Genomic DNA, 19555 nt, shown 5'->3' with positions numbered 1-19555 from the left:
CAAATTTGAGTAGACTGTCGCCACTTTCAGGGGGCGCGGTTTATGAGCAGAGTTGATGGACGCAAACTAAGTCACACAGTTCGCGAATCTATTGCTACCGGATAAAATCGGGGTAACTGTTCAGCACCCCCTCACATAAATCTGGCATTTTCTGATTTTGTTACTGTTCAGCACCCCTCAAAATTTTCTGGAAATTCCTGAATTATCTGCCAGCCTGAGATGCAATAAATCTCAGGTTCATATCCAGCATGGGTTCTGAAACGTCGTCAACACCTTCAAGCTACCAACTCCTGGCAGAGGAAGTTGTACAACTACGCATGAAGGTTGCCTACCTTGAAGAACGGTGTCGTGAGCTTGAGGGGATGGTCAGTAAAAACAGTCAGAACAGCAGTAAACCTCCATCGTCCGATGGCTATCAGAAACCCAATGAAAGCGACAGTCCCCAAGATGATTCCACTAATGGAAAAAACTCCGATTCACAGCAGGAGTCTCCAACTCCCAAAAGCCTGAGGCAATCGTCTGATAATAAAGCCGGTGGTCAAAAGGGGCATAAAGGTAACTGCCTTAAGTCAGTTGATAATCCTGATTATGTTGTCTATCACACACTTCTGGAATGTCATGATTACCATACTTCCCTTCTTGATGTTGAGCCACTCAAGCATATTGAGCGTTAGGTGTTTGAATGGGGAAAGCCCGGTTGCCCCGAGGTAACCGCTCACAGGGCAGAGGTGAAGGTTTGTTCCTGTGGTCACCATAATCAGGCAGATTTTCCCGAGGGAGTGACCGCTGCCGTTCAATATGGGCCGTCAACAAGGGCCATGGCCGTCTACCTGAACCAGTATCACTTTATTCCTTACAAGAGAGTGTCAGAATATTTTCATACCGTTCATAACATGAGCCTCAGTGCAGGCAGTGTTGCCAACTTCGTTGCAGCAACTTACGAAAACCTCGCCTCTACTGAACAGGTCATCAAGGATGCTCTGAAGGAGACGCCTGTTGCTGGCTCCGATGAAACGGGTATGAGGGTGGACGGTGATCTCTGGTGGCTACATATCCTGCGGGATGATCAGTGGGCACTCTACCATCTTGCACAAAAGCGTGGCTGCGAAGGCATGGATGCCATGGGTATATTGCTCACGTTTACCGGCGTGCTGGTTCATGACCACTGGAAACCCTACTTTACCTATGCGGCAGTACACGTATTGTGCAACGCCCATCATCTGCGCGAGCTTCAGGGTGTGGTAGACAGGGATGCCAACCAGCTGGCTCTGCGCTTAATGAAACTGCTGCGGCTCAGCTGGCATTATTGTAAAGGGTTTAACACTATTGGAATGCTACAGATGCCGTCTGTTCTGCAAGAGCGCATAGAAGATATTTATGATCGTATACTCAAGCGCGCACTGGCGAAAGAAGCCGCTTATATGGAGATGCAGCGGCAAGAGCTGGGACGAAAGAAGGTAAAGAGAACCAAGGCTTATAACCTGTTCAAGAGGCTCATTGATTACAAGGAAGAGACACTGCGTTTCATGACGGACTTCACAATCCCTTTCGATAACAACGGCAGCGAAAGGGATGCCGGGATGGCAAAGCTGAAGCAGAAAATCTCAGGCTGCTTCAGGAATGATGACGGTGGTTCCATGTTTACACGGATCCGCAGCTACGTGTCGTCTGCGAAAAAGCAAGGAAAGAATATATTCCACTCCATTTATAGAGCTGTAGAGAATTACGGCAATCTTCCGCTTCTTGGGGCTGAATAGTTACGATGATTTTTTGAGATCCTCAGGCGCTAACCCGAGTACCGGGATGATATGAAATTTATCAGTAGTAATATAACGCTTTGGAAGTGACATTTATCTTTCCTATCAGTGTACGACTCCCAGTCAACAATGCTGGAGTATCTTGAGCCAGATAAGGAGAACAGATAAGTGTCCGAAGGGGTTCAATGAAGAAACTTGATACGCTGTGGGCTTTGTTTGATGAAGATACTAACACCAACCGCTGGCTACCCAATGCACGACTCTAAGGTTGTCAGAGTGCGGATTGTTTGTAAAGCCTATATTCAGCAAAGGTACTATTTTAGCCATCTTATAAAAGTCATCTGCAAAATCCACTAAATACAAGCCCTTCCATATTCTGTACGATATACCAAATAAACATTCTGACAGCGCTCTCCCTCCCTGGGTTAAACCATTTAGCACAAGCAGCCCTATTACTATGTACCTGATAAACAAACAGGCCAATGCCATCAGCCAGCTTACCCAACGAAGCTTTTCAGAACTGGGCTTCCGTGAACGGGATCATCTCCAGGAATGGATAGCAAAAGAACCATCAACACTTGGGGAAGACTTGCTGATCATCCAGAAAGAGTTCGATGGATTTGACGATACTCGGGAACGTCTTGACCTGCTCGCACTGGATAAAAGTGGTAACCTTGTTGTCATCGAAAACAAGCTGGATGATACAGGGCGTGATGTTATCTGGCAGGCACTGAAGTATGCTTCATACTGCTCAAATCTCTCCAAAACCCAGATCGTCAACATCTACCAAGCTTATCTTGACCGTTACCATGCCGGTGGCAATGCTCGGGAAAACCTGTCAGAGTTTTTTGAGCAGCAGGATTTTGAAGAGCTGGTCTTCAACCCTGGTAACCAGCAGCGGATTATTTTTATTGCTGCTAACTTCCGAAAAGAAGTCACATCCACAGCCTTATGGCTTCTCAGCCATAAAATTCGGATTCAGTGTTTCAAAGCGACTCCCTACTCCATGGGTGATCAGCTATTTCTAAGCATTGACCAGATTATCCCTGTTAAAGAAGCAGAAGATTATATGGTCGGCATTGCAGAGAAAGAGCAGGAAGAAAAAAGCACCCAGGTAGAACTGCAGAACCGACATCACATACGGCTAGCGTACTGGGAGCAGTTCCTTGATGCTATAAAAGGGAGCGACTGTAACCTCTACAACAACGTAAACCCTGTAAAAGACCACTGGTTATCATCAGGCTCTGGCTGTAGTGGTGTTCCTTACCAATGTATCTTCATGAAAAACGGAGCCAGAGTTCAGCTCTCTATCTCTCGGAGCAGTCAGGAAGAAAATAAATATATATTTGACCGACTGCTAAAGAAAAAAGATGACATTGAGGCAATATTTGGAGAAGAGCTCCGCTGGAGTCGGATGGATGATAAAAAAACCTCCTACATTACCCTGGAACGTGATTTTGATGGTTATAACAAAGCCGTATGGCCAGAGATGATCAACTGGATGGTTCAACATATCCACCAGCTTGAGAAAGCTATTAGCCAACCGCTCAAAGAGAGTAATCAGACATTAAAAACCTTCTCTGCACTACCCTCGTCCCCAGAGGCTTAACCAGATAACCTCATTAAAAGCCCTGCCCCAGAATTTCTGAGGGGGCTTTCACACAGTCCCACAACTCAATCTACCAATATTCCAGATAGAATCATGTCCATGAAACCTCGTATTTCTTATCACTTCGCAAATACACAACTATCGCCTTCAGCCTAACAGTCGTACAATAATGACCTTTCCACAAACCTGACTTTGAGCTACCTGGTCCCATGCTCCCCAATGTCGATAAAAGACGGCGGTAAAATCCACGTGCGGTAGCGTGAGTGCGACCAGCAAATCAAGCTAACCACTTGATTTATAAGGGTAATCTTGAGGTGCTGACACTATATGTGATTCAGTCATCTGTACATCCAGATGCTCCTACCCGGACATGCTGCGGAGTAATCCAAGGTGTGAAGCTCCGGGGACAAAGCCTCTAAGCTGGTAGTCTCAACCGGCGGCGGGCCAGGAGCGAACCGGACGGGTGAACGTAAGTGAAGAGTTATAAGCTTCGTCACCGCCAATCTGCCAAAGAGACTGACAGGCAGAGCCCAAAAGGGATGCAGGCAGGATCAGAGCTTCTGCGCGCTAAATCTGACGATGTCATTATGCCTGCCGGAGTAAAGGCTCCACCCTCCCCGGTTCATTTGACTCAAGCTTATCAACTGGGTAAGCCCTACTCACCCCTTCATATATAGAAGGTATCCTGACCGTAAGGAAAGGGGATGGTGGAGAGGGTAGAGGATGTCGGACAAAGCGAATGCTGTCTTGTAATGAGACAGATAGGGTTTCGAACTTTGACCCAATCCGAAAGGATGCCCACTTCCGACTGGTCTCAACGACAGACAAGTAGTGCCAAGTCGTTTGCTTCCGGGGAGGGTTAGACAGTGCTTTTGCACTGAACCGACCGGAAGACGTTCATCCAGCTACCAAATAACCTCACGGTTAAACGATAGCAGTGAATGATCGGCAGCGGCAAGACCGTATCTGACGTGTGATGAGTCTGACTGATCACGGAGGCTTGAGCCGTATGCGATGAAAGTCGCACGTACGGTTCTTAGGGGGCTGGGTGGCAGTAATGCCAACCCGGCTACCCGACCTTCCCCCCATATTGACAGTACGTTTCGATTGACGTAATACCAAAATAAAGGTTTGCCCGCCACCGATTTGGCCCCGTTTCTTCTATCTATTTCCCGGTGACTTTCTGATGACTACCAAGCTAACGCTCTCATCTCTGGAAACATTGCTCTTAAGCGCATGCGATACTTTGCGAGGGCATATGGATGTCAATGAGTTCAAGGAATATGTTCTCGCCATGCTGTTTCTAAAACGTACAAATGATTTATTTGATCAGCGACGAGATGAGCTATTACAGCAATACAAGGCTCTTGGCGTAAGTGATAGTGATATTGACTTGCATCTTGAAAACAGTGAAAACTACATAGGAAAATATTTGTATGTTCCCCATGAATCTCGCTGGGAAAGTATCAAGTGCTGTAAAAACGCTGTCGGTAGCAAACTAAATGAAGCGTTGATAAATTTAGAGACTCATAACCCTGACGCTCTGAGTAGTGTTTTTTCCGAAGTTGTCGATTTTAATCGGAAAGTTGGACACCAATGCATACCAAATAATACCCTGATTGATTTTGTTAAAAGCTTTGACCAAATTAGCTTGAAAGATAAAGAGTTCGAATTTCCAGATTTACTTGGAGAAGTCTATGGTACCTTCTTATGTATTTTGCCGACTCTTCTGGCTAAAAGTCTGGCGGATTTTATACGCCTCGCTCGGTTGTAAGATTGATGGGATTATTGCTTGATCCACAAGAAGGAGATAGCATTTACGACCCTGCCTGCGGTACTGGCGGCATGTTAATTGAGTGCCTTAATCATGTGAAACGCAATAGTGGGCACATTGAAACATTAAAATTATATGGTCAGGAAAAAAATCCTTCGTCCAGTATGATTGCCAGATTGAACATGATATTTCATGATATCAGTGACTTTAAGATAGTTTGTGCTGATACCTTGATGGCTCCAGCATATCAGGAAAATAAAACGCTAAAAGAATTTGATTGCGTCATTTCTAATCCTCCCTACAGTCTTAGAAATTGGGGTTCAGAGCTTTGGGAAAATGATATCTATGGCCGTAATGTAACCGGATTACCACCAAAAAACTGTGCAGATATGGCATGGGTGCAACATATGATCAAGTCCATGGGACATAACGGTCGAATGGCTATAATTGTACCACATGGCATTTTGTTCCGGGGTGGGAGTGAACAAAAAATAAGTGCTGTTTATTGATGCATCATCGAACTATGAGAAAAAGAAGACAAGAAATATAATAAGAAATGAAGATATAGATTCAATAATTGAGACTTACAGATCTTACCACTCAAAATCCCCTTACTGCAAAGTTGTCAACATCGAAGAAATAAAAGAAAACAACTTTAATATAAACATACGAAAATACGCAGACAATTCACCAGAAGCACACCAATTAAGAAAGCTAAAAGAACAGTTTAAAGATTATGAAATGGATTATTTATCGAATAGTGATATTGTATTAAATATCACCAGATTGACAAAGGATAGTCAGGATTGCATCTATGATAAGTAGTTGGCCAAATGGAATCGTATATTTCTGGCTAAGTGGGCAGTTACTATGCAAGGCGCAACGTAGGGAGCATAGCCGTAGCTATGTGACCGGAGTTGCAACGCCGCAGAGTGACTGCCCACTTAGTCAGAAATATATGATTTCATTTGGTTAACTACTTAATAGTGTTCTCATACCTGAAATCCCACATATGCCTGTGTATGCCAACCGGCTTGGAGATAGTGCAAAGAAGGAACGGCATTATAAAATAGAGCTTAACCCAAACAGGCTTTTTAGTGAGTTTGCTTGCCGGTTTTATTAATTCCGATGGAGGTATTCTGCTAATAGGTGTAAGTGATGACGGCACCATTAGTGGTCTGGATGATGAAATAAAAAAATTCCATAAAGATAGTGACGATAAATTATTATTGCATTTCAAAAACATCACGGCCTCACGAATTGGAGAGGCATTTTATCCCTGTTTCAACTCTAAGCTAATCAAAGTAAAGGACAAAAAAATTCTTGCAGTTCACTGTCTAAAATCTGACAAACCATGCTTTGTTGATAATGAACAATTCTTTGTAAGAACAAACCCTGCCACAGATAATCTCACTGGCAGAAAAATGTATGATTATATTGAAACACACTTCAAAAACTCCTGAGCTGAATTTCTAAGACATATACACCGGATTCCCCTTATGCCATTAACCCTCCCCCAGCTGGAACGCCATCTGTTCAAAGCCGCCGATATTTTACGCGGCAAGATGGATGCTTCCGAGTTCAAGGAATACATCTTTGGCATGTTGTTCCTCAAGCGCTGCTCCGATGTTTTCGATCAGCGCCGCGAAGAAGTCGTCGCAGAACAAAAAACCAAAGGCAAAAGTGAAAAAGAAGCCTGGCAAATTGCCGATGCACGACTTTGGTACAAAACCAGCTTTTATGTCCCGGACGAATCCCGCTGGGAATACCTGGTCAACGAAGCTCATAAGAATGTAGGCGATGCACTTAACAAGGCTCTGGGCGGATTGGAACAGGGGAATAGCACCTTACAGGATGTACTGGAGCATATCGATTTCACCCGCAAAATCGGCCAGAGCAAACTGCCCGATAAAAAGCTGCGTGAACTCATCATGCACTTTAACGAACACCGCCTGCGCAATGAAGACTTTGAATTCCCGGATCTGCTCGGTGCAGCCTACGAATACCTGATTGGTGACTTTGCCGATTCTGCCGGAAAAAAAGGCGGCGAATTCTACACACCAAGAACCGTAGTCCGTATGATGACCCGTCTGGTGAAGCCAGAAATCAGCCACAAAGTATACGACCCCTGCTGTGGTTCCGGCGGTATGCTGATTGCCGCCAAGGAATACATCGACGAACGCGGTGGCGAAGGTCGCAGGCTCGATGTCTATGGTCAGGAAGCCGCTGGCACCGTGTGGTCCATCGCCAAAATGAACATGCTGCTCCATGGTATCACTACTGCCAACCTGCAGAATGACGACACCCTGACCGACCCGAAACATGTTGAAGGTGGAGAACTGACCCGTTTCGATCGCATCCTCACCAATCCGCCCTTCTCCATTAACTACGGCCCAACCGACAAAGAAAGCCAGAAACATTTTGCCCCTAACCATCCAGAAAGATACCACTATGGCAGCGTTCCCATCGGCTCTAAAAAAGCTGACCTGATGTTTCTGCAGCATATGGTTCACGTACTGGCGGAGGGCGGCATTCTCGCAACGGTGTTACCCCACGGCGTGCTCTTCAGAGGCGGCGAAGAAAAAACCATCCGCGCTGGCATGATTGAGGACGACCTGCTTGAAGCGGTTATCGGTCTGCCCGCCAACCTGTTCTATGGCACCGGCATTCCCGCCTGCGTGCTGGTGATGCGTCAGCGTAAATCCACTCCGGGTGGCAGCGAATCCGGAAAGCCACCAGAGCGGCAGGGCAAAGTCCTGTTTATTAATGCCGACCGGGAATACTTCGAGGGCCGGGCGCAAAACCATCTGCTGCCAGAACATATTGAAAAGATGGTCAGCACCTACGATGACTATGCTGAAGTACCGGGCTTCTCCGCCATTATCAGCAACGAGACACTGGCAGAGAATGGTTACAACCTGAACATCCGTCGCTATGCCGATAATGCACCGCCCCCGGAACCCCATGATGTTCGGGCTCACCTTATTGGCGGTATTCCAAAAACAGAGCTTCAGGCCAAAACAACCCTGTTCAACGCCCACGGCTTTAATCCGCTGGATCTGTTCACCCCAAAAGCCAATGATGCCGACTACGTTGAATTCAAGGCCGACATCACCAGCAAAGTCGCAATAAAATCGCTGGTGGAGCAAAACCCCGGCATTATCGACAAAGAACAAACTCTGCGGGCAGCCTTCGAAAACTGGTGGCAACGGCACAAACTGAGCATCACTGCCCTGGCCAAAAACAAGGAATACGCTGCTCTGCGGGCCGAACTGATCAACAGCTTCGCAGAATCCATGGAAAAAACCGGTATGCTCGACCACTTTCAGGTGCGTGGCATCATCGCCGGATTCTGGTACCAGAACCGCTACGACTTTCTCTCCCTGATGGCCCGGGATTCCAAAGGCGTCGTGGATGGCTGGCGCACCAGCATAGTCACAGCCATGGAGGACAAAACCAGCAAAGACAACCCGCTGGAACACAAGCTGGTCAAAATGATCCTCAGTGGCTACGTGGATGAACTGGCGGCTCTGGAAAGCCGCAAAGCCGAGCTGGATAGCCAGATCAAGGCAGAAGAAGCCAAGGCATCAAAGGACGCTGACGACAATGACGATGCGGGTGAAAGTGCAATGGAAGCAAGCCCCGTCGATGAAGCAAAAATCAAAGCCTGGAAAAAGGAACGCACCGACCTGGTCAAACAGATCAAAACCAAAAAAGAGGGTTTTGAAACCCAGTTAAACCAGTCGGTGGATAGCCTGACCCCCGAAGCCGCCGCTGAACTGCTGCTGAACATTCTGCACCAGGATATGCGCACCATTGTTGAACGTTACATCAGTAGCCAGCGCCAGCTGATCGTGGCTGCAGTGGAAAACTGGTGGGACAAATACAAAGTTACCCTGACCGAAATTGAACACAAGCGGGACGCTGCTGCTCAAAAACTGCAAGGATTTCTCAGCGGGCTGGGTTATGTCTGAACTGTACGGTAAAAGATGCGATACCCCCCGAAATCCGATACAGTGGAAAGCTTTATACTCAGCTGTCGACAAGCTGTTCATCAGCCCGGAAATCTCAGGCTAACACCATGCAACTGGACCAAATCACATATCAGAATTTCCGCAGCTTTAAACAGGCAACGTTGAGGCTTCATAAACACCTCACCGTTATTGTGGGGGCGAATGGTGCCGGTAAAACCGCATCCATGGAAGGCATTGCCGTGGCGATGGGCACCTTTATCGGGTCTTTTGATGAAGCGAAAGGCTCCGGGTTCAAGACCTCCGACGCTCACCGCCTGAGGCTTAACCCGGACTCTCCGGACTGTGAGCCTCAGTACCCGATCACCATCAGTGCCATTGGTAGCTTACAACCTGAACATGAACAGCAGGAGTGGAGCCGCAGCCTGACCGGTAAAAAATCCAGCACGACCACCGGAGACGCCAAATACGCCACAGAAACCGCCAAGCAACTGCAAAACGGCGTGAGAAACAACAGCACTGACCCCCTGCCCGTGGTTGCACTCTACGGTGCGGGTAGACTCTGGGGTGCCAACCGTCTCACAAAAACCAAACGACAGACCCTCAGTGAAAGCCGAACCCTCGGCTACCACGAGAGCATGAACCCCGTTTCCGGTTATAAAGAGTTTGCCTACTGGTTTAAGCAGCTGTTTCAGGCGCATTTGCAACTGAAAATGGAAAAAATGCAGCAGGGCAGTTCCGACCTGAGCACACCCTACGATGCCACCATCCATGTGGTACAGGAAACCGTTGATAAACTGTTGAAGCATACCGGCTGGCACTCGGTGATGTACGATGCTGCCATGGATGAAATTGCCGCCGAACATCCGGATATTGGCCGCATGCCGGTATCGATGTTAAGCGACGGTGTTCGAAATGTGCTGGGCCTCGCGGCAGATATTGCCTTTCGCTGCTGTAAACTGAACCCTCAGTTTAAAGAAGCTGCAGCCAAAAAAACCCGTGGCCTGGTCATGATTGATGAAGTGGATATGTACCTTCATCCATCCTGGCAGCAGACATTGGTGGACTCGTTACGAGACGCGTTTCCGGCTATCCAGTTTATTCTGACCACTCACAGCCCCCATGTACTCTCCACCGTGGCGTCAGAATCCATTCGCATACTGGATAATGGCGTGTTTTACGATGCACCTCAGGGCACCAAGGGAGCAGAGGCTTCTCGCATTCTGGACCGGGTCTTCCATGTGAAATCCCGTCCGGAGCATGACCCTAACACCCTGCTGCTCAAAGAGTATCTTGATCTGGTTTATGCGGACCAATGGTCGTCTAAAGCAGCGTTGGATAAACGACAGAAGCTCGACGAGATATTCCAGGGTGAAGAACCCGCACTGCTCGAAGCTGACCTCTATATCGAAAACCGTCAATGGGAGTTAGACGGTGAAGAAGATCAGTAAAAGTGCCGAGCCAGATGTACTCACGGAATTTCGACTGAAACACCCCGACGCCCAATGGCAGATATTCAGAAATAACGGTCCTTATACCAGTATCAAACAAACGATATTTGATGACCAGGGTCATCTCTGCGCCTTTTGTGAAGTGTCATTACCTACAGAGCGTCCAAACCACCAGCGGGTAGAACACTTTCACCCTAAATCCGATCAGTCAAACCCGAAGCATAACTGGGCGCTGGACTGGAATAATATGATCGGTGTCTGCATGGGTGGCTCAAAACAGAACAGTTACCCGACACAGGACAACCTGAGCTGCGATGCCCATAAAGACTATCTGATCAACACCAGAAAGTTATCAGAAGCCTGCGAAGGCTATGTGCTCAACCCACTGCGGATTATCAATACGCCCTGTTTGTTCAAATTCGACAAACGCACCTGTGAACTCAGCCCGGACCCGGAAGCCTGTGCCCGGCTTGCGGATGTGGATAACCAGTATGGGTCGCTGGTGCAACTGGTGGAAGAAACCATTCGTATTCTGAACCTGAACTGCTCAAGGCTGGTAGATGACCGGCGAGTTATATTGCACGAATATAACAGAGCCTTTACCAGAGCCAGAAGAAACAATAACCGTCAGTTCAAAACGCAGCTGGCTGAGCAATGGTTTCGTAACCGCTGGCCTTCTTTTTTTACAACCCGTCGTATTTTGCTCGGGCAGGCTGCTGAAGAGTGGTTGGCTGAGCAGGAGTATCGGGGTTAATTGCAATATTCCACATATGTTTGAAATAAAACCTCTTAGAGTTCTTGTAGAAAAGCAAACAGGAGGAGGCACCCCTTCTAGACACGAATCAGTTTTCTGGAATGGTGATATACCTTGGGCCTCCGTTAAAGACTTCAATGATAATGAACTTAAAATTAGTTGCACTGAAGAGTCCATTACAGAGAAGGGATTACAATCAAGTGCGTCAAACCTAATACCATCCGGCGTTCCTTTAGTTTGCACTCGAATGGCAGTCGGCAGGACAGCAATCACTACATGTCCAATGGCAATCAACCAAGATGTAAAAGCACTTTTTCCTGCTGATGGCGTTCATGCTGGATACTTACTTAGACTGTTGAAGTTCATTCAAATAAAGGCTGATGAACAATCAATCGGGTCAACAGTTAAAGGCATCCGTATTCAGGATTATCTGGACATTCCTGTTCCTGTCGCTCCAGAAAATGAACAACCGATTATTGACCATTATCTGGAAATCCTCGACACCAACACCCGCCAAACCGAAGCCATTATCGCCAAGCTGCAACAGGTGAAAAAAGGGCTTTTGCATGATCTGCTAACCCGTGGTATTGACGACAGCGGCCAGCTTCGCCCCCCTCAGCACCTTGCGCCGGAGCTTTATAAAGACTCACCGTTGGGGTGGATTCCAAAGGAGTGGAAAATTTCAACATTAACTGAAATTTGCTCGGACATTGTAGATTGCCCTCACTCCACGCCTGTTTATCAAGATGAAGGAGTATTAGTTGCTCGAACTATGCATATTAAAGAAGGACAGTTCCTAGAAAATCTTGCATCCAAAGTAAGCGAGGCTAGCTATAAAAAAAGGATCTTAAGATTAGAACCTCAGGAGGGTGATGTTATTTTTACCCGGGAAGCACCTGTAGGTGAAGCATTTGTTATACCTGCCAACATGAAAGTATGTCTTGGTCAGAGAGTGATGATTTTACGGCCCAAGACCGATTCTCTATGTGGTGAGTTTCTTGTTGCACAAATATATTCAGGCCAAATTAAAGACCGGATTAAAATGCTCACCGCTGGTACAACCAACCCGCATTTAAATGTGGCTGAAGTCAGAAATTTTCTTATGCCTAGCCCTGCACTCGCAGAGCAAAAGAACATATCCTCCAGAATTAATGCATTAAACCTAAAAATCAGGCTTGAAATAGTCCGATTCAACAAACTCAAAAAACAAAAGTCCGGCCTAATGAACGACCTCCTGACCGGCAAAGTCCGGGTTACCTCACTTCTGTAAACCGCTTAACCCTTACCACCAGAGCATGACTGCCTGCCCCGCAGGCTATTACAGGACACCCGACGTATGGAATGGGAATACACAACCACGGAACAGCCATTTATTGAGCAACTTCAGCATCAGGGCTGGGAGTTTATCGAAGGCGATCTGGACGATCCGGCCATGACCGATCGTGACTGCTTTGCCGAGGTTATCCAGACCGGTGTGCTGCGCCAGCAACTGGCAACGATCAACCTGCGGGATGGTAAACCCTGGCTGGACGACGACCGAATCAGCACAGCGGTAGGAGCCATTACCCGCATCGCCGCCAGCAAATTGATGGAAGCCAACCAGAAAGGCACCGAACTGTTGCTGGAAGGGATTTCTGTAGACGGCGTCGAAGGCTGGGACGGTGGCCGTGGTCGTACAATCCATTTCATCGACTGGGATCATCCGGAAAACAACCGCTTTACCGTAATCAACCAGTACAAGGTGCAGTGCCCACCGGGCTACGATTCCAATAAAAAACACATTATTCCCGACCTGGTGTTACTGGTGAACGGCATTCCCCTGGTGGTAGTGGAATGCAAAAACCCGGCAGTGCCGGAACCGCTGGCTCAGGCCATTGACCAGTTGCGTCGGTACGCCAACCAACGCTTTGAAAGCCATGAAGTGGAGGAGAAAGAAGGCAACGAAAGCCTGTTCTATACCAACCAGTTGCTGATCGCCACCAGCTTTGACCAGTGCGTTGTCGGCACCATCGGTGCCCAGGCCGGACATTTCGCCCCCTGGAAAACCGTCGCCAGCAGTAAAAACCCTGACCGGACGGAAAAAGCCGTGATGGCAGAGCTGGGCATTGAGCGGCTGTCAGAACAACAGCGCACCATTGCCGGTATGCTCGACAAAACCAACCTGTTGGATATCATTCGCCACTTTACCCTCTATATGCAGGCGGGTGGGCAAACCATCAAGGTCGCCTGTCGCTATCAGCAGTACCGGGGCGTGGTCAAAGCCATCGAACGACTGCGGACGGGTAAAACCCGACAGGAAGACGGTGAGTACGACCGCCGTGGCGGGATTATCTGGCACACTCAGGGTTCCGGTAAAAGCCTGAGCATGGTGTTTCTGGTGCGCAAACTGCGCACCGACCCGAAGCTGCGCCGGTTCAAGGTGGTGGTGGTCACGGATCGGAAAGATTTACAGAAACAGCTGGCGGATACGGCTGAGCTTTCTGGTGACATTGTGGAAGTCGCCAAAAATACTCACTCCGTCCGCAGCACCCTGAAGCGCAAAGGGCCGGGGCTGGTGTTCGCCATGATCCAGAAGTATCGGGATAACGATACCGATGGAGAAGACTCGCCAGCCGACGAAGATGAGCTGCCGCTATTACAGGTAGCAGAACCACCAGCCCGCTACACCGTGAAACCCCCTCAGCATGCCTATGAGATTCTCAACGACGACCCGCACATTCTGGTCATGGTGGACGAAGCCCATCGAACCCAGGCCGGTGATCTTCACGCCAACCTGATGGCCGGGCTACCCAACTGTGCCCGTATTGGCTTTACCGGCACCCCGATCATCATGGGCGAGAAAAAACGCACCCATGAAATTTTCGGGGCGTTTATAGACAAGTACACCATTACCGAAGCCGAAAACGACGGGGCCACCGTGCCGGTGCTCTACGAAGGGCGAACGGCCAAGGGTGCAGTAAAAGACGGTGCCAGCCTGGATGAAGTGTTTGAAGACTTCTTCCATAATCATTCGAAAGAAGAGCTGGAAGCCATTAAGAAAAAGTACGCCACCAAAGGCAATGTGCTGGAAGCGCCACTGCTGATCGCCGAGAAAGCCAGAGATATGTTGCGTCATTACGTGACCAATATTCTCCCCAATGGCTACAAGGCTCAGGTGGTCTGTTGCAGCCGACTGGCCACACTGCGGTATTTTGAAGCGTTCAAACAAGCCCGGGATGAACTGGTGCAGCAGGCGGAAACCCTGTCGCCGCAAATGAAAGCGCTGGACGATGAACAACTCTGCCGCCGCAGCCCGAAAATTCAGGCCATTGTGCAGGCATGGCGTTACCTCGACACCCTGAAAGCCATCGAGTTTGCCCCGGTGTTTTCCGGCAGCAATAACGATGCGCCGGAATGGAAACCGTGGACGGAGCAACGTGCCCAGGAGCACCGGATTGAACGTTTCAAAAAACCACTCTTTCATGACAACAGCAAGAAGCGCGACCCACTTGCTTTTCTGATCGTTAAATCCATGTTGTTGACCGGATTTGATGCGCCCATCGAAGGTGTGATGTACCTGGATCGCGCGATTCGCGAAGCCGAGCTTTTGCAGGCCATTGCCAGGGTAAACCGGACCGGCCATGGGAAAAAGGCAGGCATTGTCGTTGATTATTACGGGGTGGCTCATCATCTGAAAGAGGCTCTGGCCGCATACAGCGATGATGATGTAGAAGGCGCGCTGCGCAGCCTGAAGGATGAGCTGCCCAAATTGAAAGATCGCTATCAGGCAGCGATGGCATTGTTGAGTAGTCAGGGTATTGATGGGCTGGATGATACCGAAGCCTGCGTACAGGCACTGGAGCCGGAAAAACTGCAGGCAGAGTTCAGTGTAAAGCTCAAGGCATTTCTGGAATCACTGGATTTGGTTCTCCCTCGTCCGGAAGGGCTGCCCTATACCGAAAATGCGAAAAAACTGGCCCATATTTATGCCCGCGCCCGAAACCGTTATAAAAACACACCGGTACTGGGCAAGGATGTGGGCGCCAAAGTTCGCAAACTGATTGATGACCATGTGATTTCCCTGGGCATTGATCCAAAGGTTGCGCCTATTGCCCTGACGGATATGGAATTTGAGGAGCACATCAGGCAACAACCCAGTGAGCGGGCAAAAGCCTCTGAAATGGAGCATGCCGTCCGCTCACACATCAGCAAACACCTGGATGAGGACCCGGTCTATTTCGGTAAGCTCAGCGAGCGACTGGAAGACATTCTCAGCAAAATGGGCAAGCAATGGGATCAGATTATTGCAGCCTTACAACAAATCATTGATGAAATCGCTTCAGGCAGTACGGTTCATGAAGAAGGATTACCCGACGTGGATGAACATTACCTGCCGTTTTATCGTATGCTGAAAATCGCCGCCTGTGGCAATGAAGAACCGGATCTGGTGACAACCGCTACACTGACAGACTTGGTTACTGAACTGGTAGATCACATCAGCAGCGAAGTGAAAACCTCCAGCTTCTGGCAACCCCACCGTAAAGCCATGCAGGAAGAGTTGCAGCAGCATATCTTCGAGAAGCTGATGGATACTGCGCTGGTGGACTTTGATCATGTGGAGCCACTGGTGGACAAACTGTTGGATCTGGCCAGGGCCAATAGCTATAAACTTGAAAACATTTAACGGAGCAGTGCCTCTGAAAATGCCTCTGAAAACGCCTCTGACTATTGATGATCTTTCATTCCGGGTAAACGTCAGCCCCAAGCGTAAAACCATGCAGATTACCGTTGAGCGGGATGGCAGCCTGGTATTAACACTGCCGCCCGAAGCCAATGACCAGCAGGCACGGGATTTCGTGCGGGAAAAGCGTCGTTGGATTTATAAAAAGCTGGCTGAAAAACAGCAGTTGAGGTCAAACGCTCAACAGAAGCAGTTTGTTAACGGTGAAGGGTTTCTGTACCTGGGCCGCAGCTATCGCCTGAAGCTCGTAGAACCTTCAGACAGGCAACCACCTTTGTCATTAACTCATGGCAGGTTTTGCCTGAACAAAGAGGTTGTTGACAGAGGAAACAGCAAAGAAACTTTTATTCGCTGGTATGCCACTCGAGGCAAAGGCTGGCTGGATAGAAAAGCGCAAGAATATTATCGCCGCATGGAGGTGGAACCAGCTGGTATTAAAATACAGGATCTCGGCTACCGCTGGGGCTCATGCACCCAGTCAGGCTGGCTCAACTTTCATTGGAAAACCATTTTGTTACCCGCAAAAATGGCAGAGTATGTACTGGTTCATGAATTGGCTCACCTGCACGAACCCAACCATACTTCGGAATTCTGGCATCGTGTCGAACGTGCTATGCCCGACTATATTGAGCGAAAACAATGGATTGCAGAACATGGGATGGAAGTGGAAGGGCTTTAGCGAGTTCTGCCTGCATTTCTGATTGAATAATTCCCTCCCCTGTACGACACTAAAAACGCAGTTGACAAAAGTTGACAACCCCTTATCATTGGCGCGCTATGGAAAAATCACTGAACATTTCCGCCCTTGAAGCCGCGATGACTAAAAAAGGCTTCAACCAGTCCTCACTGAGCCAAACTCTTGAGGTCTCCAGGGAAGCTGTATCCAAATGGTTTAAACAGACTTCCTTTCCTAAACCAGACAAGTTGTTAAAACTGGGTATGGTTCTGGGTCTTCCTTTCAATGAACTGGTTACTCAGGAAGACCCTAATGCACCTGTGGTGGCTTTTCGTAAAAGGAAGGGGACCAAAACTACAGAGCCCGATTTTCAGAGATTTGACAGTATGGGACGCTATCTTGAAGAGCTGGCTCCTTATTTGCCCTTTGATAATCTGGCCAAGCCGCCGGTGTTGAAAAACCCCAGAGTTGATTACGATTACCTTCAGGAAGTCTCTGTGATGGTGCGTAAGGAAATCAACCTTGCTCCAACCGACACCGTAGACTTTAAGCACTTGATTCGCTACTTCCGGAAGTTACAGGCGGTTCTGATACCGGTGATGTGGGGACAGAAAGCGAGACATGAAAACGCTACCCATGTTTATCTGCCTGAGTCCATGACCACCTGGATTTATTTGAATCTGGACGTCAATATTCATGACTTTCTTTTCTGGATGGCTCATGAGCTAGGGCACGCTCTCGCTCCAGACCTGCGTGGCGAAGAAGGAGAAGACTTTGCTGATGCCTTTGCCGGAGCATTACTGTTTCCAAATCAACGGGCAGAACAGTGCTATCGACAACTGAAAGGTAAACATCCTGGCATCCAGGTAAACACTATTAAAGAGATAGCTAAAAAGCTGGTTATTTCGCCCCTGGCTATTTTTCTTCAGGTTCAAGCCTATGCGAAGCATAATGGTTTGGAACCACTGGAGCTGAAAAACATTCACGGAGCCACCACCAATTTCAACAAAGAATTCCCGGACCTGATCAATCGCCTGATCGCTGATGCACCCATTCAACCGGAACGCTATGTAAAACTGGTAACAGAAGTATTTGAAAGTCCTTTTTTCCAGACGCTTTCCAGTTACCTTAAGGAAACCAAAAAAACCGAGGGGTTTATTCAGACTGCACTGGATATTGGTCTGGTGGATGCCAAAGCTTTACACCATGAGTTGACTTGATGCCCCAATCGAAAGTACTGGTCGACACCAACAGTTATTTGTGACTTGCCAGAAGTATCCACCCTCTCCTCTTCCAGACGTTTGGTAAAGATGAATACTGCCTCTATGTATTACCAGAACTGGATGAAGAGTTTGGCAAAAGCCAGCGATTGCAAAATAATTTCTCCTGGGCAAAGGAGGAAGAGTACCAGTTAAACCGACAACACTTCCCCGTTGTCAGCAAAAAGCAGATCAAGGAAGTTGATACTGCCTTTGGCTATATCTGGGACCATATTATTTCCGTAGAAAAAGGGCCTTCTCCCGTTGATGCTCGTTATCTTGCTTATGCCTACGTCCTTGGAATAACTGTCGTCACAAATGACATCAAAATGCTAGCTGTCGCTGAATCCTTTGGGATCAAGACGCTAAAGTCGCTAGATTTGATGAAATTAATGGTCGAGTGTGACCATATCGATATGCCTAAAGTAAGGGAGATCGTCAGCTAAGTAGTTGGCCAAATGGAATCGTATATTTCTGGCTAAGTGGGCAGTTACTATGCAAGGCGCAACGCAGGGAGCATAGCCGTAGCTATGTGACCGGAGTTGCAACACCGCAGAGTGACTGCCCACTTAGCCAGAAATATATGATTTCATTTGGTTAACTACTTATTGGCGCTATTGGGGGGATATGCCTGCGGGAGTAGAAGATTTTAAAGCTCACTACCGGCAACTTTTTGATGAAGACCCACCTTAAACCTCTACTTCATACTGCGCCAAATCTGGCGCAGTACCTTTTATCTCCCCACCCTGAATAAAAGCCTTTAAGCCTCCCGCCACTGACTCCCCTTTAACGGTAATCACTGAGCCATTCCTTAGCTCTGCTTGGCTGGTACCATTGCCATTGTTGGCGGTGATAGTGGCGACAACTCGCCCCCCTTCAGGTATCAGCGCCTTGAATTGCTGCCAGATGTTGGTGGTAGTCATGGTCTATAATCTCTTGTATTTGTGAGGGTTGCAGCGTGGAATTTACTGAAGAGTATGAAGATGTCCTTCAAAATCTTGAGTACCCGATTATGAATTACTATTACCAGAACCCTTCGCTGGAGGACTGGGATGTCAAGAGAGCACTTGAGGCCACCATCGAGCACTATCGGGCGGAGTTCGCTAATAGGCCACCGAAAACCAAGAACTTGTCATTCTTTGAGCAACACCTGAGCAAACGGCTGATTACAATATGTGAGTGGCGTCTTGGCCGAACCAGTCTGGATGATGTAACAGCAATGACCGAGGGATTTACCTATCAGTTTAACGAAGATGACCTTATAAAAACCTCTGAAGAACTTCAAAAATGTTTAAAACGGATTATTAAATCCGTCGAGCGATGGAACCGGGTAAACGGTAAACAGGGCTATTTAAATTTCACTGCCCAGTTTTTCCCCGATACTCAATAATGCCTCTCCAGATTAATATTCATACTCACCCTGGCGGGGCTGCAATGAATTTTCGTTTCAAGACATAATCCCTGCCAATCTCCCGTTATATCCTGTACTTCAACCAACATACCGGGCTCGATCAACCCCGGTGCAGTGTTGACATCAGTCAGAGGGGCTCCTCGTCCTTTAGTGTGGATTTCCTTATGAAATAT

19 protein-coding genes are annotated in these 19555 nt (G+C 48.0%); 17 read left to right on the top strand and 2 right to left on the bottom strand.

The window, feature by feature from the left end:
• Positions 1 to 248: 248 nt before the first annotated feature.
• From CX664_RS21925 to CX664_RS21855, 16 genes are all read left to right on the top strand, one after another.
• Positions 249 to 674, top strand: a complete 426-nt coding sequence (locus tag CX664_RS21925) for a DUF6444 domain-containing protein (RefSeq protein ID WP_146000215.1) — start codon at positions 249 to 251, stop codon at positions 672 to 674.
• Entirely contained in the window at positions 675 to 1757 is a 1083-nt protein-coding gene (gene tnpC / locus CX664_RS21920; RefSeq protein WP_101748787.1) for an IS66 family transposase, read from the top strand. It begins immediately after the preceding gene.
• 457 nt (positions 1758 to 2214) lie between these two features.
• The gene (locus tag CX664_RS21915) at positions 2215 to 3366 is read left to right on the top strand and encodes a DUF4268 domain-containing protein (protein WP_101748786.1); all 1152 of its coding nucleotides are present in this window, start codon (positions 2215 to 2217) and stop codon (positions 3364 to 3366) included.
• A gap of 473 nt (positions 3367 to 3839) precedes the next feature.
• On the top strand, positions 3840 to 4043 hold the full coding sequence (locus CX664_RS25905; protein ID WP_146000214.1) for a hypothetical protein: 204 nt from the start codon (positions 3840 to 3842) through the stop codon (positions 4041 to 4043).
• A gap of 509 nt (positions 4044 to 4552) precedes the next feature.
• A complete protein-coding gene (locus tag CX664_RS21910) occupies positions 4553 to 5140 on the top strand; it encodes a type I restriction-modification system subunit M N-terminal domain-containing protein (protein ID WP_101748785.1) in 588 nt (195 codons plus the stop codon).
• Positions 5141 to 5145: 5 nt separating this feature from the next.
• Positions 5146 to 5649 carry an HsdM family class I SAM-dependent methyltransferase gene (locus CX664_RS27895; protein ID WP_101748784.1) on the top strand — a complete coding sequence of 168 codons (504 nt, stop codon included), beginning with the start codon at positions 5146 to 5148 and terminating at the stop codon, positions 5647 to 5649.
• Entirely contained in the window at positions 5636 to 5965 is a 330-nt protein-coding gene (locus tag CX664_RS27890) for an N-6 DNA methylase (RefSeq protein WP_101748783.1), read from the top strand. The genes CX664_RS27895 and CX664_RS27890 overlap by 14 nt, the downstream gene beginning before the upstream one ends.
• Before the next feature lie 272 nt (positions 5966 to 6237).
• Positions 6238 to 6603 carry an AlbA family DNA-binding domain-containing protein gene (locus CX664_RS21895; RefSeq protein WP_101748782.1) on the top strand — a complete coding sequence of 122 codons (366 nt, stop codon included), beginning with the start codon at positions 6238 to 6240 and terminating at the stop codon, positions 6601 to 6603.
• A gap of 36 nt (positions 6604 to 6639) precedes the next feature.
• Positions 6640 to 9114, top strand: coding sequence for a type I restriction-modification system subunit M (locus tag CX664_RS21890; RefSeq protein ID WP_101748781.1), 2475 nt, complete (start codon positions 6640 to 6642; stop codon positions 9112 to 9114).
• Positions 9115 to 9221: 107 nt separating this feature from the next.
• Entirely contained in the window at positions 9222 to 10562 is a 1341-nt protein-coding gene (locus CX664_RS21885; protein ID WP_101748780.1) for an AAA family ATPase, read from the top strand.
• Positions 10546 to 11316: a retron Ec78 anti-phage system effector HNH endonuclease PtuB gene (gene ptuB / locus CX664_RS21880; RefSeq protein WP_101748779.1), complete on the top strand. Its 771-nt coding sequence runs from the start codon at positions 10546 to 10548 to the stop codon at positions 11314 to 11316. The genes CX664_RS21885 and ptuB overlap by 17 nt, the downstream gene beginning before the upstream one ends.
• A 16-nt stretch (positions 11317 to 11332) precedes the next feature.
• A complete protein-coding gene (locus CX664_RS21875) occupies positions 11333 to 12586 on the top strand; it encodes a restriction endonuclease subunit S (protein ID WP_180966584.1) in 1254 nt (417 codons plus the stop codon).
• A 66-nt stretch (positions 12587 to 12652) separates the two neighbouring features.
• Positions 12653 to 15979 (top strand): type I restriction endonuclease subunit R, encoded by a 3327-nt coding sequence (locus CX664_RS21870; protein WP_101748777.1) that lies wholly within the window; start codon positions 12653 to 12655, stop codon positions 15977 to 15979.
• A gap of 19 nt (positions 15980 to 15998) precedes the next feature.
• Positions 15999 to 16715, top strand: coding sequence for a M48 family metallopeptidase (locus CX664_RS21865; RefSeq protein ID WP_219622258.1), 717 nt, complete (start codon positions 15999 to 16001; stop codon positions 16713 to 16715).
• Between the two features lie 98 nt (positions 16716 to 16813).
• Positions 16814 to 17932 (top strand): helix-turn-helix domain-containing protein, encoded by a 1119-nt coding sequence (locus tag CX664_RS21860; RefSeq protein WP_101748776.1) that lies wholly within the window; start codon positions 16814 to 16816, stop codon positions 17930 to 17932.
• Between the two features lie 149 nt (positions 17933 to 18081).
• Positions 18082 to 18417 carry a PIN domain-containing protein gene (locus CX664_RS21855; protein WP_101748775.1) on the top strand — a complete coding sequence of 112 codons (336 nt, stop codon included), beginning with the start codon at positions 18082 to 18084 and terminating at the stop codon, positions 18415 to 18417.
• A gap of 243 nt (positions 18418 to 18660) precedes the next feature.
• Here the strand turns inward: CX664_RS21855 and CX664_RS21850 are convergent, their stop codons facing one another.
• On the bottom strand, positions 18661 to 18894 hold the full coding sequence (locus CX664_RS21850) for a hypothetical protein (RefSeq protein ID WP_101748774.1): 234 nt from the start codon (positions 18892 to 18894) through the stop codon (positions 18661 to 18663).
• Positions 18895 to 18929: 35 nt separating this feature from the next.
• On the opposite strand from CX664_RS21850, the gene CX664_RS21845 reads away from it, so the two are divergent.
• Positions 18930 to 19361: a hypothetical protein gene (locus CX664_RS21845; RefSeq protein ID WP_101748773.1), complete on the top strand. Its 432-nt coding sequence runs from the start codon at positions 18930 to 18932 to the stop codon at positions 19359 to 19361.
• Here CX664_RS21845 and CX664_RS27155 read toward each other — a convergent pair.
• On the bottom strand, positions 19355 to 19555 hold a 201-nt coding region (locus CX664_RS27155), incomplete at its 5' end, for a hypothetical protein (RefSeq protein WP_219622257.1). The genes CX664_RS21845 and CX664_RS27155 overlap by 7 nt on opposite strands.

The sequence above is a fragment of the Endozoicomonas acroporae genome (genome assembly GCF_002864045.1).
Classification (GTDB): Bacteria; Pseudomonadota; Gammaproteobacteria; order Pseudomonadales; family Endozoicomonadaceae; genus Endozoicomonas; species Endozoicomonas acroporae.
Note: the sequence above shows the minus strand (reverse complement) of the source record. Positions and strands in the feature narration are given on the sequence as shown.